Origin of the sequence: Peptoniphilus gorbachii (genome assembly GCF_016908115.1) — a bacterium.
In the GTDB taxonomy this organism is placed as follows: Bacteria; Bacillota; Clostridia; order Tissierellales; family Peptoniphilaceae; genus Peptoniphilus_A; species Peptoniphilus_A gorbachii.
On the sequence record NZ_JAFBDH010000003.1, the window covers coordinates 149,346 to 174,081 of the forward strand.

25 protein-coding genes and 2 other annotated features are annotated in these 24,736 nt (G+C 31.7%); of the genes, 21 read left to right on the plus strand and 4 right to left on the minus strand.

Translation table 11 applies throughout. The features are described 5' to 3' along the window. Positions 1-94: 94 nt before the first annotated feature. Positions 95-1,705, minus strand: coding sequence for a murein biosynthesis integral membrane protein MurJ (gene murJ / locus JOD41_RS04150; RefSeq protein WP_205051702.1), 1,611 nt, complete (start codon positions 1,703-1,705; stop codon positions 95-97). A 147-nt stretch (positions 1,706-1,852) separates the two neighbouring features. Between murJ and JOD41_RS04155 the strand changes: the two genes are divergently transcribed. The 11 genes from JOD41_RS04155 to JOD41_RS04205 all read left to right on the plus strand — a co-directional run bounded on the left by JOD41_RS04155 (position 1,853) and on the right by JOD41_RS04205 (position 11,461). Beyond that, a complete protein-coding gene (locus JOD41_RS04155) occupies positions 1,853-3,598 on the plus strand; it encodes an ABC transporter ATP-binding protein (protein WP_205051703.1) in 1,746 nt (581 codons plus the stop codon). A gap of 53 nt (positions 3,599-3,651) precedes the next feature. After that, positions 3,652-4,227 (plus strand): nitroreductase family protein, encoded by a 576-nt coding sequence (locus JOD41_RS04160; RefSeq protein WP_205051704.1) that lies wholly within the window; start codon positions 3,652-3,654, stop codon positions 4,225-4,227. A 229-nt stretch (positions 4,228-4,456) separates the two neighbouring features. Then, the gene (locus tag JOD41_RS04165; RefSeq protein ID WP_205051705.1) at positions 4,457-4,756 is read left to right on the plus strand and encodes a thiamine-binding protein; all 300 of its coding nucleotides are present in this window, start codon (positions 4,457-4,459) and stop codon (positions 4,754-4,756) included. After that, positions 4,728-5,489 (plus strand): ABC transporter permease, encoded by a 762-nt coding sequence (locus tag JOD41_RS04170; RefSeq protein ID WP_205051706.1) that lies wholly within the window; start codon positions 4,728-4,730, stop codon positions 5,487-5,489. Before JOD41_RS04165 ends, JOD41_RS04170 begins: the two co-directional genes overlap by 29 nt. Continuing rightward, complete coding sequence (locus tag JOD41_RS04175) at positions 5,486-6,505, plus strand: ABC transporter substrate-binding protein (RefSeq protein WP_156702405.1); 1,020 nt, start codon at positions 5,486-5,488, stop codon at positions 6,503-6,505. Before JOD41_RS04170 ends, JOD41_RS04175 begins: the two co-directional genes overlap by 4 nt. Next, complete coding sequence (locus JOD41_RS04180; protein ID WP_205051707.1) at positions 6,502-7,254, plus strand: ABC transporter ATP-binding protein; 753 nt, start codon at positions 6,502-6,504, stop codon at positions 7,252-7,254. The genes JOD41_RS04175 and JOD41_RS04180 overlap by 4 nt, the downstream gene beginning before the upstream one ends. A gap of 162 nt (positions 7,255-7,416) precedes the next feature. Beyond that, on the plus strand, positions 7,417-8,190 hold the full coding sequence (locus JOD41_RS04185) for a LamB/YcsF family protein (protein WP_156702409.1): 774 nt from the start codon (positions 7,417-7,419) through the stop codon (positions 8,188-8,190). Between the two features lie 9 nt (positions 8,191-8,199). Further along, on the plus strand, positions 8,200-9,405 hold the full coding sequence (locus JOD41_RS04190) for an NRAMP family divalent metal transporter (RefSeq protein ID WP_205051708.1): 1,206 nt from the start codon (positions 8,200-8,202) through the stop codon (positions 9,403-9,405). Between the two features lie 14 nt (positions 9,406-9,419). Further along, positions 9,420-10,166 (plus strand): 5-oxoprolinase subunit PxpB, encoded by a 747-nt coding sequence (pxpB, locus tag JOD41_RS04195; protein WP_205051709.1) that lies wholly within the window; start codon positions 9,420-9,422, stop codon positions 10,164-10,166. Continuing rightward, positions 10,159-11,103, plus strand: coding sequence for a 5-oxoprolinase subunit C family protein (locus JOD41_RS04200; protein ID WP_205051710.1), 945 nt, complete (start codon positions 10,159-10,161; stop codon positions 11,101-11,103). The genes pxpB and JOD41_RS04200 overlap by 8 nt, the downstream gene beginning before the upstream one ends. A gap of 112 nt (positions 11,104-11,215) precedes the next feature. Continuing rightward, positions 11,216-11,461 (plus strand): DUF1294 domain-containing protein, encoded by a 246-nt coding sequence (locus JOD41_RS04205; protein WP_205051711.1) that lies wholly within the window; start codon positions 11,216-11,218, stop codon positions 11,459-11,461. A gap of 24 nt (positions 11,462-11,485) precedes the next feature. On the opposite strand, the gene JOD41_RS09285 is transcribed toward JOD41_RS04205, so the two are convergent. Next, positions 11,486-12,388: a restriction endonuclease gene (locus JOD41_RS09285; protein WP_205051712.1), complete on the minus strand. Its 903-nt coding sequence runs from the start codon at positions 12,386-12,388 to the stop codon at positions 11,486-11,488. 149 nt (positions 12,389-12,537) lie between these two features. Between JOD41_RS09285 and JOD41_RS04215 the strand changes: the two genes are divergently transcribed. The 3 genes from JOD41_RS04215 (at position 12,538) to JOD41_RS04225 (ending at position 15,434) form a co-directional block, all read left to right on the plus strand. After that, complete coding sequence (locus JOD41_RS04215) at positions 12,538-13,248, plus strand: hydrolase (protein WP_205051713.1); 711 nt, start codon at positions 12,538-12,540, stop codon at positions 13,246-13,248. A gap of 17 nt (positions 13,249-13,265) precedes the next feature. Next, the gene (locus JOD41_RS04220) at positions 13,266-14,771 is read left to right on the plus strand and encodes a Na+/H+ antiporter NhaC family protein (RefSeq protein ID WP_205051714.1); all 1,506 of its coding nucleotides are present in this window, start codon (positions 13,266-13,268) and stop codon (positions 14,769-14,771) included. A gap of 150 nt (positions 14,772-14,921) precedes the next feature. Then, positions 14,922-15,434 (plus strand): macro domain-containing protein, encoded by a 513-nt coding sequence (locus JOD41_RS04225; RefSeq protein WP_205051715.1) that lies wholly within the window; start codon positions 14,922-14,924, stop codon positions 15,432-15,434. A gap of 87 nt (positions 15,435-15,521) precedes the next feature. Here the strand turns inward: JOD41_RS04225 and JOD41_RS04230 are convergent, their stop codons facing one another. Together JOD41_RS04230 and JOD41_RS04235 are read right to left on the minus strand one after the other, a co-directional pair. Continuing rightward, positions 15,522-15,698 carry a hypothetical protein gene (locus JOD41_RS04230; RefSeq protein ID WP_205051716.1) on the minus strand — a complete coding sequence of 59 codons (177 nt, stop codon included), beginning with the start codon at positions 15,696-15,698 and terminating at the stop codon, positions 15,522-15,524. Between the two features lie 8 nt (positions 15,699-15,706). Then, a complete protein-coding gene (locus JOD41_RS04235; protein ID WP_205051717.1) occupies positions 15,707-18,601 on the minus strand; it encodes a transglycosylase domain-containing protein in 2,895 nt (964 codons plus the stop codon). A 113-nt stretch (positions 18,602-18,714) separates the two neighbouring features. Here JOD41_RS04235 and hflX point away from each other — a divergent pair, with 113 nt between their 5' ends. The 7 genes from hflX to JOD41_RS04270 all read left to right on the plus strand — a co-directional run bounded on the left by hflX (position 18,715) and on the right by JOD41_RS04270 (position 24,728). Further along, positions 18,715-20,004 (plus strand): GTPase HflX, encoded by a 1,290-nt coding sequence (gene hflX / locus JOD41_RS04240; protein ID WP_205051718.1) that lies wholly within the window; start codon positions 18,715-18,717, stop codon positions 20,002-20,004. Further along, entirely contained in the window at positions 19,997-20,629 is a 633-nt protein-coding gene (locus JOD41_RS04245) for a YigZ family protein (protein WP_205051719.1), read from the plus strand. The genes hflX and JOD41_RS04245 overlap by 8 nt, the downstream gene beginning before the upstream one ends. 15 nt (positions 20,630-20,644) lie before the next feature. Next, complete coding sequence (gene nadE / locus JOD41_RS04250; RefSeq protein WP_205051720.1) at positions 20,645-21,361, plus strand: NAD(+) synthase; 717 nt, start codon at positions 20,645-20,647, stop codon at positions 21,359-21,361. A gap of 205 nt (positions 21,362-21,566) precedes the next feature. Beyond that, complete coding sequence (locus tag JOD41_RS04255; RefSeq protein ID WP_205051721.1) at positions 21,567-21,749, plus strand: hypothetical protein; 183 nt, start codon at positions 21,567-21,569, stop codon at positions 21,747-21,749. A 63-nt stretch (positions 21,750-21,812) separates the two neighbouring features. Beyond that, positions 21,813-21,995: a hypothetical protein gene (locus JOD41_RS04260; protein ID WP_205051722.1), complete on the plus strand. Its 183-nt coding sequence runs from the start codon at positions 21,813-21,815 to the stop codon at positions 21,993-21,995. A gap of 112 nt (positions 21,996-22,107) precedes the next feature. Further along, positions 22,108-22,336, plus strand: a binding site (T-box leader). A 49-nt stretch (positions 22,337-22,385) separates the two neighbouring features. Further along, complete coding sequence (locus JOD41_RS04265; RefSeq protein ID WP_205051723.1) at positions 22,386-23,360, plus strand: ABC transporter substrate-binding protein; 975 nt, start codon at positions 22,386-22,388, stop codon at positions 23,358-23,360. A gap of 108 nt (positions 23,361-23,468) precedes the next feature. Then, positions 23,469-23,701: a binding site (T-box leader), on the plus strand. A gap of 37 nt (positions 23,702-23,738) precedes the next feature. Next, positions 23,739-24,728: an ABC transporter substrate-binding protein gene (locus JOD41_RS04270; protein ID WP_205051724.1), complete on the plus strand. Its 990-nt coding sequence runs from the start codon at positions 23,739-23,741 to the stop codon at positions 24,726-24,728. Positions 24,729-24,736: the final 8 nt, after the last annotated feature.

Here is a 24,736-nt window from a genome sequence, read left to right on the forward strand (position 1 = left end):
TAATATTATACCACTTCTATATAAAATAAAACACTTTAATTAGATAAAAAAATAAAAACTTTATAAAAAAAAGACTCGCAAGGAGTCTTAATATTTATAAATTATTTTTTGCTAATTTTTTTCTTTCTATTTTATTTTTTAATATTCCTACTACATCGCGAACTTCACGTACTCCTAAATAATATAGACATATTACATATACGCAAGCTGCTATTGTAACTATTAACATAAGTAGGATTAGTCTTAGTAGTGTTTGCATTCCTCCACTTGTAAAGGACATAATGAGTTTTTCGTAAGGGAAGTAGGAAAGTGAAACTGCTCCCATTGCAATTGAAGCCATAAAGGTTTTTATTGACGCCTTTATATAGGATTTTGTTCCAAGATTTCCTATTTTCTTTTTTAGTAATATGAAGGAAATAAAAAGTGCAATTGTTGTTGCAATAGAAACTGATGCTGCAAGTCCATTTGTTCCATAATGTCTTGCTACTAAAAGGTTAAGTCCAACATTTATTATTACATTTGTAACTCCTACGTAAAAAGGTGTTTTTGTGTCTTCAATGGAATAATAAATTCTATTTAGGACATTTATTACTGAAATTGAAATCAAGGATAGGGAGTAACATCTTAATGTTGATGTTGCTGCTATACCGTCTGCCATAGTAAAGGATCCACGGACAAAGGCAATTTCTATTATTGGTCTTGCTAATATTATTAAGCCAACAGTTGCTGGAACAGTTATAAAAAGTACAGTTTTTATTGATGCATTCATAACTTTTTTGCCAAGTTTCATATCTCCTGAACCTAAAGTTTTTGTAAGGATTGGAAAGACAATTGCTGTTATTGCTGTTATGAAAATTCCAATTATCATTGTATTCATTTTATTTGAATAATATAAAATTGATGCGGCGCCTCTACCCATGCCTGATGCCAAGTTTCTATTTACGATTGTGTTTATATCATTTACAGAAACGGATACAAAAACTGGTAGTGCAAGTATAAGTGCTTCTTTTACATATTGATCTTTAAAGTCTGCAATAATTTTTGGTCTGTAACCAATTTTCATTGCATTAGGAAGTAAGAATAAAAATTGTGCAAGTATTCCTAAGACTGATGCAATAGTAAGACCCATTATGCCTACATGGCGAGAAAATAGGGCTAAATAAACTATATATGTTAAGTTGAGTGGAATAGCTATGGCACCAGTTGCTGCAAATTTACCACCATGTTGTAAATATCCTTCCATTACTCCAACCCAAGAAGAAAATAAAACTACTGGCATTCCAACTTGTATCAATTTAACGACAATGGCGTAAGTTTCTGGGTCAGCTTGTGATGCTGATAAAAGTGCTATTTGATTTGGAAAAACAATTCCAAGAATAATAAGGACAAAGGACACTAAAGATGCCACCATTAATAAATTATTTGTGAAATAATTTTTTCTGCTTGGTCCATGGTCTAATTCAGCTTTTTGTGCAGAAGGTATATAAGTTGTCGCTATTGCCTGTGTTACAAAACTTGCTATCATTGCTGTTGCAGCCTGTGCAAGAGAAAAGGCATCCATTTCTTTTCCTGCACCAAAGACGTAGGCAGTTAGTGATTCTCTAAAAAAACCAAAAACTTTTCCTACTAATAAAAAAACAGTGATGGCAAGAGTGGATTTTGCAATTCTAGAACCTGTGCTACTTTGGCTATTTTTATTTTCCAATTTAAAATCTCCTTTATAAGTCTTATCAAATTATAATTTGTTTAAAAATTTATGTCAAGTAAGCTTATTATCTGTACTTTTAAAGAATTTTATTTTTGTGTTATTATTAATATAAATTATTGTATTATAAATTTAAGGGGAGGAAAAATGAAAAATAAAAATTTGATTAAAAGAGTTTTGCCATATTTTTATAAGTATAGACTGACACTCTTTTTGGATTTATTTTGTGCAGGACTGACTACAGCAAGTGAAATGATTTTGCCACTAATTCTTCGTGCCCTAACTACTAGGGGCATGAATGATTTAGCCTTAATTAGCTTTGATTTTGTGCTAAAACTTTCACTTTTATATATTTTTATAAAATTTATTGAAGTAATTGCCCAATATTTTATGACTAGCATTGGTCATATAATGGGTGCAAAAATTGAGACTGATATGAGAAAAGACCTTTATTCTCATCTTCAAAGTCTCTCTGATACTTTTTATAATGAGACAAAAGTTGGCGTTATAATGTCAAGAATAACTAATGATCTTTTTGACATTACGGAGTTTGCTCACCACTGTCCTGAAGAATATTTTATTGGTGCTATAAAAATTATTATTTCATTAATAATTCTTCTTAGCATAAATGTAAAAATGACTCTACTTATTTATATTATGATTCCACTTATGATATATTTTTCTAGTCATTTTAGAAACAAAATGCGTGTAGCCCAAAAGGATCAAAGAGTTCACATAGGTCATCTTAATTCTTCTATTGAAGATTCTCTTCTTGGCATAAAAGTTGTAAAATCTTTTGCTAATGAAGATGTTGAAAAAGAAAAATTCACTTACGAAAATAATAAATTTTTAGGTATAAAAAAGAGATATTACAAGTCCATGGCTGGCTTTAATACAATTAATAGAGTCTTTGATGGACTAATGTATTTAATTTTAATTGCAAGTGGCGGATATTTTCTCATGAAAAGAGAAATTGGTCCAGAAGATTTAATTGTCTATGTAATGTTTATTCAATCTCTTCTCGCTACAGTTAGAAGAATTATTGAATTTACTGAGCAGTTCCAAAAGGGAATGACTGGTATAGAGAGATTTGCAGAAATTATGTCTATTGAACCTGACATAAAGGACAAAAAGGATGCTCGTGAAATAAAAAATGTTAAGGGAGAAATTTCTTTTAATAATGTTGACTTTTCTTATAAAAAGGGCGAGGTCAAGGTTTTAAATAATTTTTCTGTTGATATTACACCAGGAGAAAAGCTTGCAATTGTCGGACCTAGTGGTGCAGGAAAGACAACTATTTGTAATCTCATTCCAAGATTTTATGATGTTGATAGCGGATCTGTCACAGTAGATGGAATTGATGTTCGTGAAATAAAAATAAAATCTTTGAGAGAAAATATTGGCATAGTCCAACAAGATGTATATTTATTTTCTGGCACAGTGAAGGACAATATTGGTTACGGAAAAAGTGATGCCACAGAAAAAGAAATTATTGAAGCTGCAAAGCTTGCCGGTGCCTATGAATTTATAAAGAGTCTTCCTAATGGCTTTGATACCTACGTTGGTGAGCGTGGTGTAAAACTATCTGGAGGTCAAAAACAAAGAATTTCTATTGCCAGAGTATTTTTAAAAAATCCACCAATTTTAATTTTAGATGAAGCAACATCTGCCCTTGATAACAAAAGTGAAATTGTAGTCCAAGATTCTATAGAAAAACTTTCAAAGGGAAGGACAACTATTACCATTGCTCATAGACTTACAACAGTTCAAAATGCAGATTTAATTATTGTCATGACTAGAGATGGCATTGTAGAAAGAGGAAGTCACCAAGAGCTAATGGCAAAGAGGGGATACTACTATAACCTCTACACTAAGGGCGGCAGGTTAGAGTAATTTATTGATTTTCGGGTAATATTTTATTAAGAACTTAATTAGCGAGGTGTATTATGCAAGAATATATAGAAATAATTAAAAAGAGAAGATCTTATTACAATTTGTCTGAAGATATTAAGCTATCTAATGAGGAGATAAAATATTTAATTGAAGATGTCCTAAATACTACACCTTCTCATATGAATTCACAAACAACTAGAGTACTTTTACTTTTTGATGACAAGTCAAAGGATTTTTGGAAGAGGGTAAATGAAACTTTTGACAACAAAATTAAGGAAGAAAAATTTCATGGATTTTATCATGCCAAGGGTACTGCCCTAATTTTTATTGACAAAGATGAAATTAAGGAGGAGGAAAAAAATATTCCTTCCTATAAAGAATATTTTGAAACTTGGGGTCATCATTCAGCCGCTATGATTCAGCTAAATATTTGGCAAGCACTTCGTGATGAAGAAATTGGCGCAAGTAATCAACATTACAATCCTGCTATTGATTCTTGGGTAAAAGATCTTTATGAAATTCCTGATTCATGGGAACTTATTGCAGAGATGCCCTTTGGAAAAATTGAAGAAGAGCCAGAAGAAAAGGATAAAAAACCAATTGATGAAATTTTAAAGGTTATTGAATAATAATAAGTGTAAAAAGTAGGCGAGAGTCTACTTTTTCTTTTAACTTATACTTGTAATAAAAAATTCTTATGTCTATAATAAAAGTATCAGGGGAGCTTTTGCTGAGATTAGGATATCCTTAAACCCTTTGGACCAGGACAGGTAATGCTGTCGCGGGAAAAGTACGTCTCCAGCTAGGGGACTTTTTTTATGCAGAAATTTATTTGCAAATTTATTTGAGGAGGTAATTATGAAGATTTCAGTAGCGATACAAATCCTTCCTACAACAAAAGAAGGCACAACAGAATCTATTGTTGAAGTTGTAGATAAGGTAATCGAATATATAAAAAGTGAAAAGGTAAATTATGTTGTTACGCCCTTTGAAACAGTTATAGAATTAGATGACTTTGACAAAGCCTTTGAAATTCTAAAAAACTGCGTAAAGATGGCGGGCGAAATTTCAGAACAAGTTGCTTGTTATTCTAAAACATTTTATTCTGAAAAGGGGATTTTGACAATCGATGAAAAAACCGGCAAGTATCAAGGATAATATCTCAGCAGCTTCTTTGATTATAATTATTTTTGCTATCTGGCATTTTGTAACTACAAGGGGAATAGTTGGAAGATTTTTACTTCCAAAGCCCTTTGATGTTGTAAAAGCTTTTGTTACAGATTTTTCTACTATATCATCTCATCTTGGGGCAACACTTACAGAAGCTTTCATAGGCTTATTTATTGGTGTTACTCTTGGCTTTTTAATAGCTCTCCTCATGGATTTATCTGATACAGTTTATTCGGCCTTTTATCCAATACTAGTAATAACGCAAACTGTTCCAACAGTTGCTATTGCACCACTACTTGTACTTTGGATGGGCTATGGAGTTATGCCAAAGATTGCACTAATAGTTATTGGAACTTTTTTTCCAATTGCAGTGTCTCTCTTAGAAGCTTTTAAAGAGGTGGATCAGGATAAAATAAAATTATTAAAGGCAATGGGAGCAGACAAGGCAGAAATTTATAGGTACATTAAATTTCCAGAGAGCTTAACAAATTTTTTCGCAGCCTTTAAAATTGCTGTTTCCTATTCTGTAGTTGGAGCTGTTATTGCAGAATGGCTAGGTGGTTATAAAGGTTTAGGAGTATATATGATTAGAGTTCAAAAAAACTACTCCTTTGATAAGATGTTTGCAGTTATATTTTTAATTTCGGCAATTTCTCTTATTTTGATGAAGCTAGTTAGCTTTATACAAAAAAAGATGATGCCGTGGACGGAGGAAAAATGAAAAATTTAAAAAAATTATCAGTTTTATTATTAGCAGGTCTTATGCTTACAGCTTGTGGAAAAACTGAAAACAAAAAAGCTGAAGAAAAGAAAGATCTTCCTACAGAAAAAGTTAGCTTTTTACTTGATTGGGAACCAAATGTAAACCATGCAGGACTATATGTGGCAATGGATAAGGGATTTTTTGCAGATGAAGGTATTGAAGTAGAAGTAAATCAACCACCAGCAAATGGAGCTGAAGCACTTGTTGCATCAGGAAAAGCAGACTTTGGAGTATCTTACCAAGATACAATTGCTCCAGCCTTTGCAAGTGATAAACCACTACCTGTTACAGCAGTTGCTGCAATAATAAATCACAATACTTCTGGAATTATTTCACTTAAAGATAAAAATATTGAAAGACCAAAAGATATGGAAAATCACAATTATGCAACTTGGGGACTTCCAATTGAACAAGCAATATTAAAACAAGTAGTAACAGATGACGGTGGAGATTTTTCAAAAGTTCAACTAATTCCAGAAAATGTAGTAAATGCAGTTCAAGCTATCAGTGGGAAAATTGACACAGTTTGGATTTTCTATCAAGTTGACGGAGTACTTGCAGGAAAAGAAAATGTTCCAATAAATTATTTTGCTTTTAGAGATATAAGCCCTGTATTTGATTACTACACACCTATTTTAATTGCAAATAACGACTTCTTAAAGAATAAAGAAGATGTTGCAAAGAGATTTATGCGTGCTTTTTCTAAGGGATATGAATATGCAGCAGAAAATCCAAAGGAAGCAGCTGACATTTTAGTTAAAATAAATCCAGAACTTGACAAAGATTTTGTTGAAAAGGGAATGGAATATTTAGCTGATAAATATAAAGACGATGCAAAATACTTCGGTGAAATAAATCCTGATAGATGGAATAATTTCTACGCTTGGTTATGGGAAAATAAACTAATCGACAAGGAAATTCCAAAAGATTTTGGTTTCACTGATGAATTTATTAATCCTGAAAAATTAAAATGAGTGAAAAATTAGAAATTTTAAGAGTAGAAAATGTTGACAAGTCCTTTGATGACAAGCTAGTTTTAAAGGACATAAACATTAAATTAATGAGAGGCGAATTAGTTTCTCTTGTTGGAGTATCTGGAAGTGGAAAGACTACGCTATTTAACATAATAGCTGGTCTTTTAAAGCCAGATAAGGGAAAAGTTTTTTTAAAGGGAGAAGTTGTAACAGGAAGGGCAGGGAAAATTTCCTATATGCTACAAAAAGATTTACTCCTTCCTTACATGAGCATAATAGACAATGTTTCTCTTCCCCTTGTTCTTAGGGGTCATAAGAAAAAAGAAGCAAGAGAAAAAGTTCGTGGATTATTTAAAGATTTTGGATTAGAGGGCACACAGGAAAAATATCCTTCGCAACTTTCTGGAGGAATGGCACAAAGAGCAGCACTTCTTAGAACTTATGTCTTTTCCAATGAAGTTGCACTTTTAGATGAGCCTTTTTCTGCCCTTGATGCTATAACAAAGGCTTCAATTCACAAGTGGTATAAAAATATTATTAGCGAGATGAAAATTTCTACGATTTTTATAACTCATGATATTGAAGAGGCAGTTAAGATTTCTGATAGAATTTATATCATGGGAAAAAATCCTGGAACCATTATTGACGAAATTGAAATTAATGAAGATTTTCAAGATAATTTTTTTGAAGATAAAAAATTTATTGAATACAAAAAATACATTATTGAAAAATTAGACAAATTAATTTAATATAGTTATAAGTGGGATTTATGAGGCTTTTAGCCTCATTTTTTTATAAAAAAAGTCTTAGTTTAAATACAATGATTTATTGCGACATGTTTGAAACTACAGAAAAACTGTTTTATACTTAATACAGAAGTATCTTATTTGTATAAAATTAAGGGGGAAAAAATGAAATATTGTGTAGACTTAAATAGTGATATTGGAGAATCTTTTGGAGCTTATAAAATGGGCATGGATTCAGAAATAATAAAATATGTAACAAGTATTAATTGTGCTTGTGCTTATCATGCTGGTGATCCACTAATTATGGATAATACTTGTAAAGCTGCAGCAGAAAATGGTGTAGAAATTGGTGCACACCCAGGCTATCCAGATTTAATGGGATTTGGAAGAAGAAAGATGGACATAAAGCCTGAAGAAGCTAGAGCATATATGCTTTATCAAGTTGGAGCACTTGCTGCTTTTGCAAAGGCACATGGAAAAAAATTACAACATATAAAACTTCACGGAGCATTTTATAATACTGCTTGTAATGATGAAAAACTTGCCAATGCTGTTTTAGATGCCGTTGAAGAATACGATAAAAATTTAATTTTAATGGTACTTAGTGGTTCATATATTGCAAAAGAAGGAAAAAGAAGAGGACTTAGAGTAGCTCAAGAAGTTTTTGCAGACAGGGGATATAATGAAGACGGTACTCTTGTAAACAGATCTCTTCCAGGTGCTTTTGTTAAAGATCCTAAAGAAGCTATTCCTAGAGTTGTAAAGATGATTAAAGAAAATAAAGTTACGACTGCAGATGGAAAAGAAATTGACATAGTTGCAGATTCAATTTGTGTTCACGGAGACAATCCAGAAGCTCTTGAATTTGTAAAAAATATAAGAGAAGGATTAAAAGCTGAAGGTATTGAAATTAAACCTTTGACAAGTTTTTTAAAGTAAGGAGGAAGGATGAAGAATAAAAAAAGTGATTTATCAGTTCTAATTGGAGCTGCATTTTTAATGGCAGCTTCATCAGCAGGTCCAGGTTTTATTGCACAAACAGGAACTTACACTTATGAATTTGGTTTATCTTTTGCCTTTGTAATTATTTCTTCTGTAATTATTTCTTACATTGCACAGCTAAATGTTTGGAGAGTTATTGCAGTTTCAAAGATGAGAGGACAAGATATAGCAAATAAAGTATTGCCTGGATTGGGATATTTTATTGCAATTCTAGTTGCCCTTGGAGGACTTGCTTTTAACATTGGAAATGTTGGAGGAGCAGGGCTTGGTTTAAATGTAATTTTCGGAATTGATGCGAGAATTGGTGCAGCAATTGGTGGAATAATTGGCATTATAATTTTTGCATCACCATCAGCAAAAAGTTTATTAGATCAAGTTACTAAATATTTTGGAATAGGTATGATTATTTTAATTACTTATGTAGCAGTAAAAACAAATCCGCCTATTGCTGAAGCAGCTAAGTCAGCCTTTTTGCCAGGTGAATCTATTACAAATTTGTTTCCAGCTATTATAACTTTAATAGGAGGAACAGTGGGAGGATATATTATTTTTTCTGGTGGTCATAGGCTTATTGATGCTGGCATTACTGGGGAAGAAAATTTAGGCGAAGTAAATAAATCTGCAAGTCTTGGTATAGTAGTAGCTTTAATTCTTAGAATTGTATTATTCCTTGCAATTTTAGGGGCAATGACTGTTTCTATGTCAAGTATTGATCCAGATAATATTCCTGCAAGTGCTTTTAAAATAGCAGCAGGAAATCTTGGCTATAAAATTTTTGGAGTAGTATTTTTTATTTCAGCTCTTACGCCAATTGTTGGAGCTGCATACACTTCAGTTTCCTTTCTAAAAACTTTATTTAAAACAGTTGAAGATCACGAAAGTATTGTTACTATAATATTTATTGTTTTTTCAACTATTGCCTTTATATTAATTGGCAAGCCACAAAAATTATTAGTAGTCGTTGGAACTTTAAATGGTTTTATTTTACCAATAACTCTTGCAGTTATTTTGCTTGCCTCTAAAAATAAAAAAATTGTTGGAAATTACCGACATTCAAATCTTCTTTATATTTTAGGCTGGTTAGTAGTTATATTTACTGCATACATGAGCCTTCAAACAGTAATAAATAGTTTTGGTAATTTAATGGGATAAGTTAGGAGTTAAATATGTATAAAGAAATAAAATATCTAAGTGCAGGCGACTCTGCAATTGTAATGGAATTTGGCGATACAATTGAAAAAGAAATTAATGCAAGTATTGCCGCAGTTGTTGAAAATTTAAAAAAAGAAAAAATAGATGGGGTTTTGGATATTTTGCCAACTTATAGGTCAATTTTAATTAATTATGATCCTATAAAAATTTCTTACGAAGAAATTGTTGAAAATCTAAAAAAACTTAGTAATGCAAATAATATTAAAGAATCTGATAAAGTTAGACTTGTAGAAATTCCAACCTTATATGGTAAAGAATATGGACCAGATATTGAATTTGTTGCAGAAAATGCAAATCTTAGCATAGATGAAGTTATAAAAATCCACTCTGGCACAGATTACCTAGTTTATATGATGGGATTTATGCCAGGCTTTACTTATCTTGGTGGACTTGATGAGAGAATTGCAACTCCAAGACTAAAAAGTCCAAGACTAAAAATTGAAGCAGGTTCTGTAGGTATTGCTGCAAATCAAACAGGCATGTACCCACTAGAATCACCTGGAGGATGGCAATTAATAGGAAGAACTCCACTTAAACTCTATGATGATACAAAAGAGCCACCAGTATTTATCCAAGCAGGTGACTATATTAGATATATTCCAATAGATGAAAAGAAGTACAAAAAAATAGAAAAAGAAGTAAAAAATAATTCTTACAAAATTTCAATTAAAATGTTAAAGAGGAGTGATCTTCATGAGTAGTATTGATGTAATAAATGGTGGAATTCTTACGACAATTCAAGATTCTGGTAGATATGGATATCAAGAGTTAGGTATTCCAACATCAGGTGTCATGGATGATTACAATTATAGACTTGCAAATATTTTAGTAGGAAATAAACTTGACGAAGCTGTATTTGAAATGACTTTCTTTGGTCCAACTTTAAAGTTTAATGAAAATCTTATTATTGCTATTACAGGTTCAAATATGAATCCAAAAATAAATGGAGAGCTTGCTCCAATGTATGAAACAATAAAGGTAAAAAAAGGAGATACTCTTCAATTTGGAAAAGTTAATGAAGGTATAAGATCTTATTTAGCTTTTGGAGGTTCTATTGATGTGCCTGTTGTAAATGGATCTAAGTCAACTCATATTAAGACAAAAATGGGAGGAATAGAAGGCAGAGCTTTAAAAGCTAAGGATGAAATTAACATTAAAAAATCAAAAGAAGAAACAATGAGAAAAATACCTGAAAAATATATTCCCAAAATTTCACATTGCAATATTTTAAGAATTGTCTTAGGACCTCAAGATGATTATTTCACTGAAAAAGGAATTCACGATTTATTTAGATCAGGGGGATATCAAGTTACTAAAGACTTTGACAGAATGGGAATTAGATTAAAGGGAACTGCTATTGAACACAAAGAAACAGCTGATATTATTTCTGATGGAACTACTTTTGGGTCAATTCAAGTACCTGCAAATGGTCAACCAATTATTCTTGTTGCCGATAGACAAACAACTGGTGGTTATACAAAAATTGGAAATGTAATTACAGCAGATCTTCATAAACTTGCCCAAATGACATTTTTGGACAAAGTTCTTTTCCAAGAAATAAAAATTGAAGAATCCCAAAAATTAGCTATTGATTACAAAAATAAATTTGATTTAATAAAAAAAGAATCTATAATATAAAATCCTTAAAAATTAAATTTTAAAGGAGATTAATTATAATAAAAGCAACTAGAAATAATTTATTTTTTAGTTTAATATATTCTTTATAAAAAATATTAAAGTAGATGATTAAGTGGAAAATAATTATTTAATAATATTTTTAAATTTAATAAATTTTATATTGTACGGAATAGACAAGTATAAAGCCAAGCATAATTTGTGGAGAATTAGCGAAAAAACTCTTTTGTCACTTTCAGTTTTGGCTGGAGTTGGGGGTATTCTTGGAATGGAAATTTTCCACCACAAGACTCGCGAAAAAAAATTTTACCTTGCCAACCTTATTGGTATAGCTCTTACAATTTATTTAGTAAAAAATTAAGGATGCATTTTATTGCATCCTTTTTTAATGGTCAATTTCAGCTAAAATATCTCTATTATCTAACATTTTTAAAATATTTTTTATGTCTAAAATTATAACATTTTCTTTTTTTAATTTTTCTTTAGTTTCCTTTTTTAAGAAAGAAGTATTTATAAATAAAACTGGAGTTATGCCTTCATATAAACCGGAGAACTTATCTACTAAAGTTTTTACTTCAGACTCTGGTAAAACTTCTATGTCTTTATATTTTTTAATATCAAGAGCGTATCTCTTTTTGCCTTTTTTTACATAAAAGTCAAAGGAAGCTTCTTTTCTTGTATTATTAAATCTTTCAACTGTGTAGCCAGTTCTCTCAAGGGCAATTTTTGCAAGTTTTTCTGCTGTAACTTCCTCTGATAAACTTGAAAGAGCTCGCAAAAGATTTTGTGGAAAAATTTTAAAAATTGCTGTGCAAGTATCCTTATCCTCTGGTCCACTTTTATAGTCAAAGCCAATTAACATGCCATTAACTATGTTAAAATGTCCATGAGCCAAGGCATTTCTTATGTGACGAAAAAGAGAGTCAGTTTTTGATTCCCTTTCACCCTTTGTAAGAATTATTTTTTGTGAGTGAGGACAAATTTTATCTTCATAAAATTTTACTATGTCTTTATCAATATAATCTAAAAAGGCTACGTCCTTATTTTCTAAACTCATGTAATTTTTTATTATGCCAAAGACAAAATTTTCAAAACTAAGAGAAGATGTGAGCTCATTTTCAGGTGACTGCAGAGAATTTATATTTGGCACATACCATAAGAGGTATTCTAAAGTTTTTGTCATCTCTTCTGTAAGTTTTATGGGCGTATTTTCGTGATAAATAGAATAAGAAACCTTATCTTTACAGGTCTCAAATTCAAATCCAAATCTTTTTAAATTAGCTGGCACATTTTCTCCTTCTTTCTAAAATACTTCTAAATAAAGTATAACACAGATTAATAATTTTTATAAAAGTATAAAAATAGAATTGACTTTATTATAGATATCGTATTAAATAAATATAAATGTAAAAATATAATTAAAATTTTGGAGGGCAAATGGAAAATTTTGACAACATAGAAAAGAAAAAGAAATTTATTCCAAATATAGATACTGAACTAAGAAGAAGACAAGTGTCTGTGCCAGAAGTTACTTATAGAGCAAGTGGAATAAATTTTCTTGGAAAGAGAATAAAATCGCTCATGTTTACAAATGATATTCCAGTTGTTGTAAATAACAACGCACAAGGTATTATGTCAGTCTATCCCTTTACACCACAACTAAAAATAATATCAGCCATAATAGAAGTTGCATCTGTCCCTGTATTTGTTGGAATAGGTGGAGGGACAACATCAGGTTTAAGATCAGTAAATATTGGCTTGCAAGCAGAATTACTTGGAGCAGCAGGTGTTGTAGTAAATGCACCTATGTCAAATGAAAATATTGAACTAATTTCAAAGACACTTGACATAGCAGTTATTGCAACTGTAATAAGTAAATATGATGATATATTGGGAAAAGTTAAGGCTGGAGCAAGAGTTTTAAATATTGCAGGTGGTAAAAAGACTGCAGAACTAGTAAAATATACAAGAAAGATAGTTGGAGATGAATTTCCAATTATTGCTACTGGTGGTCATACTGATGAGCATATACTTGAAACCATAGAAGCAGGTGCAAATACCATCACTTATACACCAAAATCAAGCTCAGAAATTTTTTCGGAAGTTATGGATAATTATAGAATTAACTTGAGAGAAAAGGATCAATAAAAGATAAAGGAGAAAAAATGGAATTTGGAATTTTATCGATAGTTCCTCCAATTGTTGCCATTGCCTTGGCACTGATAACCAAAGAAGTAATAACTTCACTTTTAATAGGGATTTTATCTGGAGGACTTATCTACACTGGCGGAAATATTATTGCCGCTTTGGAAACAGTTTTTGAATTAATGGGAACTAAACTTGGAGATAATGCTCTAATGCTAGTGTTTTTAACAATGCTAGGTTCTCTAGTAATGGTAATGAACATGGCAGGGGGCTCCTTTGCTTATGGAAAATGGGCAAGTAAAAAAATTAAGAGCAAAAAAATGGCAAAGCTTGCCACATCTTTTTTAGGAATGTTAATTTTTATAGACGATTATTTTAACTGTCTAACAGTTGGAGCAGTTATGAAACCAATTGTTGATGAAAATAAGGTTTCTAGGGCAAAGCTTGCACACATAATTGACTCAACTGCAGCACCTGTATGTATTCTTGCACCTGTTTCATCTTGGGCAGCTTCTGTCGTTGCAGTAATAGGAGATACTGGCGTAAAAAACCCAATGAGCGTATTTTTAAGCACTATACCTATGAATGTTTATCCTATACTTACTCTACTTTTGATTTTATATTTTTGTACATCTGATATAGAAATAGGAGTAATGGAAAAATACGAATTAAATGACACATCAAGAATTCTTGAAAATGAAGAAGTTGGTTATGAGTACTCAAAAAATGGAAAAGTTTATGACTTAGTAGTGCCAATTTTAGTATTAATTTTTGTAACTGTAGCGATGATGTTAAAGACTGGAGGATTTTTCTCTGATGGAGTAGGAGCAGCAGCAGCCTTTGGGAATGCAAATGTAAACTTGTCTCTTGTAATAGGAGCTTTTTTTGCAATAGCAGTTTCCTTTGTAATGTATATTCCAAGAAAACTTTTAAAGTTTGAAGAATTTATGAAGGGAATAGTTGAAGGAATGAAGACAATGGTTTCTGCAATAGTAATACTTTCTCTTGCCTGGACAATTGGTGGCATTACAAGTGATGAATTTTTAAATACAGGATCATACATTGCATCACTAATTTCAAACTCAACTATGCCAATGTGGCTTTTACCTGCAATAATTTTTGTAGTTGGAGCATTTTTGTCTTTCTCAACTGGAACAGCTTGGGGAACTTTTGGAATTTTAATTCCAATAATGGTTCCAATATTAATGCATACAAATCACATGCACTACTTGACAATTGTTCTTGCAGCAATTTTTTCTGGCTCAGTATTTGGAGATCACTGCTCACCAATTTCTGATACAACAATACTTTCATCAGCAGGAGCAGGATGTGATCACATAGCCCACGTATCAAGTCAGCTTTCTTATGCAATTAGTGTAGGCTCTGCATCAGCACTTGCCTTTTTAGTGTCAGGAATAATAGGAAAGCCTGCGCTTACACTTCCAATTGGAATAGCAATTCTTGCAGTTATAGTCTCTGTTTTAAAGAGAATGACAATAAATAAGTATATAAAAAATACTAAATAATTTTTAGGACTAACTTTTTAGTTAGTCTTTTTTTATTGAAATTTTTAAAAAATTTTACAAAGATATATTTTTTGTCAAAAATTTTCATTTATCTATTTAAAAAATCTTTAAAGTGGTATATATTTTAAAGAATAAAGTAAGGGGTGCATTATGAGCTTTCAAATTGAAAAGAAAAATATATTAGATTACGAAGTAGACGCAATAGTGAATGCAGCAAATGCAGAATTAAAAAGAGGCGGCGGAGTTTGTGGACAAATTTTTAAAAAGGCGAGTGACAAAGAATTAGAAGAAGAATGTAATAAACTTGCACCAATAAATCCAGGCGAATCTGTAATTACAAGGGGCTATAATTTAAAATCAAAATACATAATTCATTCAGTAGGACCTATTTATTTTGATGGCAACCAAAAAGAAAGAGAAACTTTAGAAGCAGCTTATAAATCTGCTCTTGAACTTGCAGTGGAAAATAATTTAAAAAGCCTAGTATTTCCACTACTATCTTCAGGAATTTACGGCTATCCACTTGATGAAGCAGCAGAAGTAGCAGTTTATACAATAAGAGATTTTATTAAGGGTAAGGACTTAGATGTAACAATTTCTGCCTTAAACGACAATGTAGTAAGGGTATTGAAAGAAAAAAATAAAAAGTGGATTGAAAAATAAAAATTTATTTAAAATAAAAATTTCTTAGAGAAAAAGGACCTGCCTAGCAGATCCTTTTTTAGTTAAAAATTTTATTTACTTGTGAATTTAGTATAATAATCTCTTTATTTCGTTTCTCATTCTTATTTTGCCAGCGTGATAGACAACTTTACCTGCTCTCTTTGGGTTTAAAAGTGGCATTAATTTTATTCTTCTCCTTCTTCTTTTTGGCTTTATAAATTTTATAAAGGCAATAAATTTAATTAAGCTCTTTAATTTTTTCATAATTCCTCCTATTTTTTCTTTTTACTTGTTTTTATCTTATTAGATGATTTTTTTGATTTGTCATGTTTTGAAGACTTTTTAGTCTTTTTATCATTATTATTTAAAGAATTATCTTCTTCATCTTCTCCAAATTCATTATACCACTCTCTAGTGTGAAAGTCGCAATGTTCCTTTGGCACAGTCATATAGTCATCAGGATAAATGCCATAGTGGTCTTTTGCATCATACTTATCCTTTCTTTCAAAGCGAACAGTATATAGGACTGATTCAGATGGACAAAACTGAGTTGCAAGTTTATTTGAATCTTTGCAAATTAAATATTTTTTAAATAAATCATCTTGCTCACTTGGCTCTGTGCCAGAGATGAATTTTTCCCTGTAAGATGCACCAGCGTAGTTACTCATTTTTGTGGCAAGTTTGCCGCTTTTTGATGAAATATTTCTCGTCACAATATAAGATGGATCTTCATCAAATTTTTCATCCTTGCTTAAATTTTTTGCCATTCTATTAAATAACTCAACTGCAGAAGATTTATCAGATGAAAGAGAAATTTTTGGAGAATCAGCACCAATCCAAAGAGAAATTGTGTGGTTCTTATTAAAGGCATTTAGAAAATAATCTGAATTTGTCTTATTTTGTCCCAAGTAAGCTCCAGTTTCTGAATTTCCTATACTTGTTCCACTAGCATTACCTCTAGTGCCATTAGAAATAAAAGCATCCTTTAAAAGATGAGAAATCTTATGGTCAAAAAGTTTTTTCTCCTTCTTGGAGTTGTCTATAATTATATTTCCACTTGGGTCTTCAATTTTTAAAATTGCAGTTTCTTCTTTATATACTCCTTCATTGGAAATTGTCTGATACATCTTTGATAAATCATAAAGACTTAAGCCAACTTGCATATTTCCAAGGGCAAGAGACTCTAAGTTTTCGTCATTTTTCTTTTTATTTTCCTTTTGATTTATAAAATAATCATTGCCATCTTCCTTTATTATTTCAAATTTTTTAAGGACATCAAGGGCTTTGTCTTTACCAATTTCATTTAGGAGGTCTGCTGCAATTACATTGGAAGAATTTTCCATGGCAAGGCGAATAGTCATTAGTCCCTTAAAGGAATCGTAGTAATTGTGTGGCCAAAACATTCCGTCATAAGTTCTTGGCACATCGTCATAGACATCTCCAAGAGTTTTTCCCTCCATAAGTGCTGGAAGGTAGACAGTTAAAGGTGTAAGGGCAGATCCTGGTTGCCTATAAGAATCTGTTGCACGATTTAAAATTTTTGCGTTTTTTGTCCTAACATCGAGACCGCCAATTATTCCTTCCACAAAACCAGTGTCATTATTTACGACAATCATTGCTGATTGAGGTTGCATAAGAGGGCTTGGGTTGAAGTCAAAATATTTATTTGAAATAATCAACTTGTCATTTTCGATTTTATAGAAATCTGGATAGTCCTTTAAGTAGGATCCATCAATTATTAAATAATTATTTTTAAGTTCTCCGGCTCCTTCTTCAATTTTTAGTCCACCAATTTCAAAGGTATTTAAAATTTTGTTATTGTCGATGACATAGGCATCTATAATGTCAATTTTTTGTCCTAAATCTTTGAAATAAAGGCTTTTAATTTTTAAATCACCATGAGATGAAATGCTGTAAGATGATTTTGGAATTACTAAATTAAAATTCTCATCTAAAATATTGTTGCGATGAAAGTATAAAATTTCGTCGCCAAAGATAATATTGTTGCCAGCATCAAAGTTTAAATTTAACATTCTGCTGCCACCAGATGATGACCTATTTAATAAAAAGTTTTTAAAGTTTTCGTATTTATTTTCTAAGTCCTTTTGAATATTTTCGTCAATTGTTGAATAAACCTTGTAGCCACCAGTGAAAAGTTTATGCTCGCCTTCTTCCAAACTTGTCTTATAAAAATCAGCAAGGTACCTAGAAGCCTCTTTTTTTATGTAGTCAGTGGAGTAGGTAGACATGGTGTGATTTTTAAAATTTCGTGGGTTTAAGGCACTTACAATGTCATAGTTTTTTGCTTTTTCATAATCTTTATCATCAATATAACCAAGTTCGTGCATTCTCATTAAAACAATTCTTTGCCTTTTAAAGGCGTCGTCATTTAAAACCATGTAAAGGTCCTTGCCGTCAATTTCACGACTGCCAATAATTTTAAAGTCATCCTTTAAATATTCTTCTGGAACAGATTTAAAGGGAGAATAATTTGTTGGAGACTTTGGTATGCCAGCAAGAAGGGCAGCTTCTGCTATGTTTAAGTCCACTGCATCCTTAGAAAAATAAGTTTGAGCAGCAGCTTCAATGCCATAGGCACCTTGTCCCAAGTTAATTCTATTTAAGTAGGCTTCCAAAATTTCATTTTTGTCTAGGACATCCTCAACTCTAAGAGAAAGATATGCCTCTTGAATTTTTCTGCCAAGAGTTTTTTGGTTAGTTAGATAAACTGATCTCACTAGCTGCTGAGTAATAGTTGAACCTCCACGCAAGAGGGACCTTGATTTTATATTTGCAGCAATGGAAGATGCTATTCCAATGGGGTCCAGACCCTTGTGCTTGTAAAATCTGTGATCTTCAATGGCAACAAAGGCATTTTTTACATTATCGGGAATGTCATCTATGTCAATTAGTGTTCTGTACTCAAGAGATTCAATTTTTTCAATTAAGTTTCCTTCTTTAGAATAAATATAGGAGCTCTGATTAAAGGAAGAGCTCAAATTATTTAAGTCTGTGGCAGGAGTTTTTGAAATTATTGAAATAATAAGTGCTGAAAAAAGTGAAATAATTAAAACAAAAATTAAAAGCAGAATTAAAAGTCCGATTTTAATTTTTTGACCCTTATTTAAATTTTTAAAATTATTTTTAAGATGTGCAAAATTTTTCATATTTACTCCTTTTTTCAATTATAACATTTTAAGAAGATGATTACTATTATGTTAATGGGCTAAATAGTATTCCCTTATTTTTTTATGACAGCATTATGTAGTATAATGTAGTCATGGATAATGTTTATTTTGAGAATTTAAATTCAAATAAAAAATTAGAGAGAGTTATAACTGTTGGCACAAATATTGGCGCCTACCCTCATAGCCTTGAAACTTCCATGAAGGAGTTATCTGATCTTGTCTTTGCAGATGGGGCAGAGGTTGTGGGAGAAGTTACCCAAAATATTTTAAAGTTCAATCCAAAATATTTAATTGGGTCAGGTAAGGTTGACGAGATAAAGGAAATGGTTGGGCTCTTAGAAGTTGATGCCGTTGTCTTTAACGACGAGCTTTCTGGCATACAAGTAAGAAATTTGGAAAAGAGAATTAAGAAAAAAGTAATTGACAGGACAAATTTAATTTTAGATATTTTTGGACTTCGCGCTACAACTTATGAGGCAAAGCTTCAAGTTGAACTTGCCATGCTTGAGTATCAACTACCTAGACTTCTTGGCATCGATGGATGGTCAAGAACTGGTGGTGGAATTGGTACCAGAGGACCTGGTGAGCAAATTATTGAAACTGACAGGAGAAGGTTAAAAAGAGAAATCGATAAAATTAAAGAAAAACTTGAAAAGGCAAAAAAGACTAGAGACACCACAAGGACTAGAAGACTTGACTCCAATATTCCTATTGTATCCCTTGTTGGTTACACCAACGCTGGCAAATCTACTATATTAAATAGATTAAAGGATGAAGATTCAGGAGAAGTTTCTGTTAAAAATATGCTTTTCGAAACCCTTGACCCTTCTTCAAGAAAGGCAAGGCTTCTTTCTGGTCGTGAGTTTATAATTTCTGACACTGTTGGTTTTGTTTCAAAACTTCCCACAAAAATTGTTGAAGCTTTTAAGTCAACTCTTGAAGAAATCAAGTATTCTGATTTAATTCTTCATGTCATTGACGCATCAAGTGAGGATTTGGAAATTCAGTACAAGACAACTATGTCTATCTTAAAGGACATTGATGTCTTAGATAAAAATATAATCACTGTCTTTAACAAGGTTGACAAGGTAAATACGGAGGACATAAATCTTCCCCTAAAAGTTTTACCAGAGAAAAAAATTTATATTTCTGCCAAAAAAGACGAGAATATGGATGGGCTTTTAAAGATCATAGAAGACAACCTTGAGGAAAAATATTTTGATGTGAAATTAAAATTTGCCTATGGTGATACAGATTTACTCTACAAATTAGTAGAAAAATTTGATGCAAAACCAATATATGAAGATGATGGAATTTATTTGGAATTAAAGCTCGAAGAAAGTGAATACGAAAAAGTAAAGGATTATGTCGTAAATGTATAAGACAATTCTAAAAAAGGGAAAAGCTGAAATTGAAATAAAAAAATCTATTTTTATTGGCAGAGCTTTTTTCGTAAAAAGTGAAGATATGGCCCTTGAAATTTTAAAAGATATAAAGGAAATCGAAAAGTCTGCAACTCACAACTGCCATGCCTATATAATTGGCGAAGATGGACTTACCCAGAGATATTCTGATGACGGTGAGCCTTCTGGCACAGCAGGAGTTCCCATGCTTGAAGTCCTAAAAAAAGAAGACATGAGAAATGTTCTTGTCATTGTCACTCGTTACTTTGGTGGCACAAAACTAGGAGCAGGCGGACTTGTCCGTGCCTACACAGACGCAGTTATAAAGGCTCTTGATGATGCCAAAAGATGCGTGAGAAAAAATTTTACAAGGACAAAAATAATTTATGACTACACCTTTCATGGTGCTATAATTAATTTACTTGCCAATGAAAATTTTAAAATCATTAAAGAAAATTACACAGATAAAGTTGAGGTCACAATTGACATTTCAGATGACAAAAGCATTTTAGATAAAATTAGAGACTTGACCTCTGCAAATTTTATAAGCGAAGACTTAGAAGAAATTGAACTTCCAACTATTGATGGAAAAATTATTTATTAAAAATTAGGAGACATTATGGATTATAAAAAAGTTACAGAAGATTTAGTAAAATGGGTAGGAGATTATGCAAAAAAAGTTGGCGCCAAGGGATTTATTTTTGGCCTATCAGGTGGAATTGATTCAGCAGTAGTTGCTGCCATAGCAAAAAGAGTTTTTCCAGAAAATTCTCTTGGATTAATTATGCCTTGTGACAGTATAGATAAGGATAGAGATGACGCCCTAAAAGTTGCCGAAGCAATAAACTTAGAGACAAAGACAATTGATCTCACTAGCACTTTTGAAGAACTCATGAAGGCATCTTTTACATCAGAAAACAAGATGGCAAGGTCAAACATCAAGCCAAGACTTAGGATGACCACACTTTATTATTATGCCCAAGACCTTGGCTACCTAGTCCTTGGACCATCAAATGCCAGCGAGTGGTATCTTGGCTACTCAACAAAATATGGTGACTCAGCAGCAGACATCATGCCAATTGCAAATATTTTGAAGACAGATATTTTTGAAATAGCAAAGGAACTTGGCCTTCCGGAATTTATAATAAATAAAAAACCATCAGCAGGCCTTTGGGTGGGACAAACTGACGAAGATGAAATGGGCTTTACTTATGAAGTCCTCGACTCCTATATTAGAGGAGAAAAAGTTCCAGAGCCTGAAATAAAAGAAAAAATTGACAGGATGCATAAGAATTCTTCTCACAAGAGAGTTATGGCTCCAAAATTTGAAATCTAAAATTTATTTAAGGCGGGTTTAAATGATAAAAGATAGGATTAAAAATTTATTTATTTTAATATTTTGTATGATAATTTCTAATATATTTATTTGGTATAAGACGGGGAATTTGAATTACAATATTATAGAAAGTGACATTTTTGTCATTGGAATTTATATAATAACTTGCCTTATTATCTATCTAATTTAAGGAAAAAGGTATAAAATGAAAAATTACATCAAGCATTCCCTAGTCTTATTTGCTTACTTAATTCTAGTGAGGAAGTTTTTTATTTACAAGTTTGGGACCTATGAGGGAGAAAAATTAAAAATTGCCCTAATAGCCTTTGTCTTATATGTCTTAACTTACTTTGTCATAGAAAAAATAAAAAATAAAAAAGAAAATTAAAATTTTCTAATATTATTAATTACTTAAAATTTGAAATCAAAAATCTATTTAATGGAGGTTTAAATGTTAAAAGATAGAATTAAAAATTTATTTATTTTAATAATTGCTATTATATTTTATGATGGATTTACTTATTACAAGACAGGAAAACTTAGTTCTGCAACAATAAAAAATGATATTTTTTTCATAGGAGTTTATCTAATAATTAGCCTTATTATTTATTTCATTTCAAGAAGAAAAGGATAAATTAAATGATTAGATTAAAAATATTATAGAAAAAATAAAAAAATAAAAAAGAAAATTAAAAATCTTCTTGACAAATAATTTTCCTGTGCCTATAATACTTTCTAATAAAATAATAAATGCGAAGAAAGAGAAAAAGGTATTTAATAAGTCTTAAAGAGAGTGGGGATGGTGAGAGCCCACAGACAAGTTAGTATCATATATTCACTCTAAAGCATGAAGATTGAACGCGAGTAGATCTTCACGGCAGTCACCGTTATCATGGACTAGAGATTGTTAGATCTTTAATGAGGAAATATTTATATTTCGAACTTAGGTGGTACAGCGAATCCTTCGCCCTATATGGGTGGAGGATTTTTTTATTATTTTAAATAATTTTTTTGGAGGACAAAAATGAAAAATTTAAAGAAAATGGTAAAAGTTATAAGTATTGGTGCCCTTGCACTTTCACTTGTTGGATGTGCAGGCGATAAGAAAGCAGAAAAAGAAGATGGCAAAATAAAAATTGGCGCCATTCAGTATATTGAACACGTGTCCCTAGACAATGCCCTAAAGGGTTTTGAGGATAGGTTAAAGGAAGAAGGCATTGAGGCAGAAGTTGAAGTTGAAAATTTGCAAGGCGACCAAGCTTTAACTACTACTGCACCAAAAAAATTTGAAGGCGATGACTACAAATTAGTTTACGCTATTTCTACTCCAGCTGCACAGGGAGCAAAGACTGCTCTTCCAAATAAAAATATTGTCTATTCAGCAGTTACAGATCCAGTGGAAGCAGGGCTAATTGAAGGACCAGATAAAATTACAAACATCACAGGAGTTAACGATGCAGTTTCAGCCAAGAATCAAATTGAATCCTTCTTAAAAATTTATCCTGACATAAAAACTATAGGAACAATTTTCTCAACTAATGAAGCTAATTCAAAGGTACAAGTGGAAGCTTTAGAGAATGCTTGTAAGGAGCTTGGACTTAAACTTGAAACAGTTGGAATAAATAATATAAATGACATTGGTCAAGCTCTTTCAACTTTAACTGGAAAGATCGATGCCTATTATGCCCTAACAGACAACACAGTTGCATCAGCTGGTCCAATCGTTGCTGAAAGTTTATTAAAAGAAAAAATTCCATCTCTTTCAGCAGAAGAGGGACAAGTTTCTAAGGGACTTTTAATGAGCGAAGGCGTTGACTACTACGAACATGGAAGACAAGCAGCTGATCTTGCCATAAAAATTTTAAAGGGCGAAGACATTAAAAATATTCACGCAGAAGACAACAAGGCTTCAAAGAAAAAGGTAAATGGAAAAACTGCAGAGGCTCTTGGACTTGATTTAAACAACGAAAATTTAAAGGATGCTGAAATTTTAAAATAATTTCAGCGAGCATTAATTAAATTTTAAAAACTAAATAAAAAATTTTTTGGGAAAAATAAAAAAAGGCTTGACTTTGTTCTGCTACTAGAATATAATCAATTTAATTTAATAAAAGCGTTGAAAGAGAAAAAAGAATTTTTGATGATTTAAGAGAGTTGCCGTCTGGTGCGAGGCAATACACAAAAGTTTAATATACACTCTAAAGCTTATTTGTTGAAATTAGTAGGCAAGTACGGAAGCCACCGTTAACTGAGGCTAGAGGTTGTTAGACCTTAAGGTGAGGTAATCTTTTTAGATTATAAAATCGGGTGGTACCGCGAAGTCAGTCTTTCGTCCCAATGTGGATGAAAGGCTTTTTTTATTTTATGGAGGTTTTTTATGAAATTTAGAAAGTTGTTTGTTTTACTTATTATGTCCCTTGTCCTTGTGGCTTGTGGCAAAAGTGGAAATAGTGAAAATGTGAAAGAAGAAACTGCTAAGGAAACTAGCAGTGCAAAAAAAATTGGTGTCATTCAAATTGCAGACCACATTGCCCTTGAAAGAGCAAGACAAGGTTTTGAAGATGAAATAAAAAGGACTAATCCAGATGTTGAAATTATTTCAAAAAATGCCAATGGAGATTTGACAGTTGTCCCATCAATTATTAAATCTTTTCAAGATAAAAAAGTTGATTTGATTTATGCAATTGCAACTCCAGCTGCACAAGGTGCAAAGAACGGTGAAAAGGAAATTCCAATTATTTTTAACGCAGTAACTGATCCTGAAAGTGCTGATCTTCTTAAAAATTTAGAAGAGCCAGAAGAAAATGTAACTGGTGTCAGTGATTATTTTTCAATCTCTGCACAACTTGAAGAAATGATAAGTATTTTCCCAGATGTCAAAAATGTTGGCGTTATGTTTTCTACAAACGAAGCCAATTCAAAATTCCAAGTAGAAGAACTTAAAAAAGCAGCTGCAGGTTTTGGATTAAATGTAGTTGAAGTTGGAGTAAATAATATTAATGACGTGTCAACTGCAATAAAGACAATAGAGCCAAAGATTGACATCTTTATGGCGATTACAGATAACACAGTTTCATCTGCCTCAACAATAATAGCAGAATCTTTAAAGGAATCAAAAATTCCTTCCTTTGCATCAGAAGAAGGACCTGTAGAAAATGGAATACTATTTAGTGCAGGTGTTGACTATGTAGATCTTGGAAAGAAAGCAGCAGGCATGGCAAGTGAAATTCTTGGCGGCAAAAAAGTTTCTGAACTTCCAGTAGTATTTTCAACTGACACAAGAAAAGTTGTAAACAAAAAAACTGCTGAGGCCCTTGGACTAAGTAATGAAGATAATTTAATGAAAGACGCAAAGGTCGTTGAATAAAAAATTAT

Bases quoted from the DNA above. Each gene is read 5' to 3' on its own strand.
- JOD41_RS04270 (WP_205051724.1), top strand. From the start codon at position 23,739: ATGAAATTTAGAAAGTTGTTTGTTTTACTTATTATGTCCCTTGTCCTT.
- JOD41_RS04220 (WP_205051714.1), top strand. From the start codon at position 13,266: ATGGAATTTGGAATTTTATCGATAGTTCCTCCAATTGTTGCCATTGCC.
- JOD41_RS04155 (WP_205051703.1), top strand. From the start codon at position 1,853: ATGAAAAATAAAAATTTGATTAAAAGAGTTTTGCCATATTTTTATAAG.
- JOD41_RS04175 (WP_156702405.1), top strand. From the start codon at position 5,486: ATGAAAAATTTAAAAAAATTATCAGTTTTATTATTAGCAGGTCTTATG.
- JOD41_RS04260 (WP_205051722.1), top strand. From the start codon at position 21,813: ATGTTAAAAGATAGAATTAAAAATTTATTTATTTTAATAATTGCTATT.
- JOD41_RS04230 (WP_205051716.1), bottom strand. From the start codon at position 15,698: ATGAAAAAATTAAAGAGCTTAATTAAATTTATTGCCTTTATAAAATTT.
- JOD41_RS04190 (WP_205051708.1), top strand. From the start codon at position 8,200: ATGAAGAATAAAAAAAGTGATTTATCAGTTCTAATTGGAGCTGCATTT.
- nadE (WP_205051720.1), top strand. From the start codon at position 20,645: ATGGATTATAAAAAAGTTACAGAAGATTTAGTAAAATGGGTAGGAGAT.
- pxpB (WP_205051709.1), top strand. From the start codon at position 9,420: ATGTATAAAGAAATAAAATATCTAAGTGCAGGCGACTCTGCAATTGTA.
- JOD41_RS04185 (WP_156702409.1), top strand. From the start codon at position 7,417: ATGAAATATTGTGTAGACTTAAATAGTGATATTGGAGAATCTTTTGGA.
- JOD41_RS04165 (WP_205051705.1), top strand. From the start codon at position 4,457: ATGAAGATTTCAGTAGCGATACAAATCCTTCCTACAACAAAAGAAGGC.
- JOD41_RS04215 (WP_205051713.1), top strand. From the start codon at position 12,538: ATGGAAAATTTTGACAACATAGAAAAGAAAAAGAAATTTATTCCAAAT.
- JOD41_RS04265 (WP_205051723.1), top strand. From the start codon at position 22,386: ATGAAAAATTTAAAGAAAATGGTAAAAGTTATAAGTATTGGTGCCCTT.
- JOD41_RS04235 (WP_205051717.1), bottom strand. From the start codon at position 18,601: ATGAAAAATTTTGCACATCTTAAAAATAATTTTAAAAATTTAAATAAG.
- hflX (WP_205051718.1), top strand. From the start codon at position 18,715: ATGGATAATGTTTATTTTGAGAATTTAAATTCAAATAAAAAATTAGAG.
- JOD41_RS04180 (WP_205051707.1), top strand. From the start codon at position 6,502: ATGAGTGAAAAATTAGAAATTTTAAGAGTAGAAAATGTTGACAAGTCC.
- JOD41_RS04170 (WP_205051706.1), top strand. From the start codon at position 4,728: ATGAAAAAACCGGCAAGTATCAAGGATAATATCTCAGCAGCTTCTTTG.
- JOD41_RS04160 (WP_205051704.1), top strand. From the start codon at position 3,652: ATGCAAGAATATATAGAAATAATTAAAAAGAGAAGATCTTATTACAAT.
- JOD41_RS04225 (WP_205051715.1), top strand. From the start codon at position 14,922: ATGAGCTTTCAAATTGAAAAGAAAAATATATTAGATTACGAAGTAGAC.
- JOD41_RS04200 (WP_205051710.1), top strand. From the start codon at position 10,159: ATGAGTAGTATTGATGTAATAAATGGTGGAATTCTTACGACAATTCAA.
- JOD41_RS04245 (WP_205051719.1), top strand. From the start codon at position 19,997: ATGTATAAGACAATTCTAAAAAAGGGAAAAGCTGAAATTGAAATAAAA.
- JOD41_RS04255 (WP_205051721.1), top strand. From the start codon at position 21,567: ATGAAAAATTACATCAAGCATTCCCTAGTCTTATTTGCTTACTTAATT.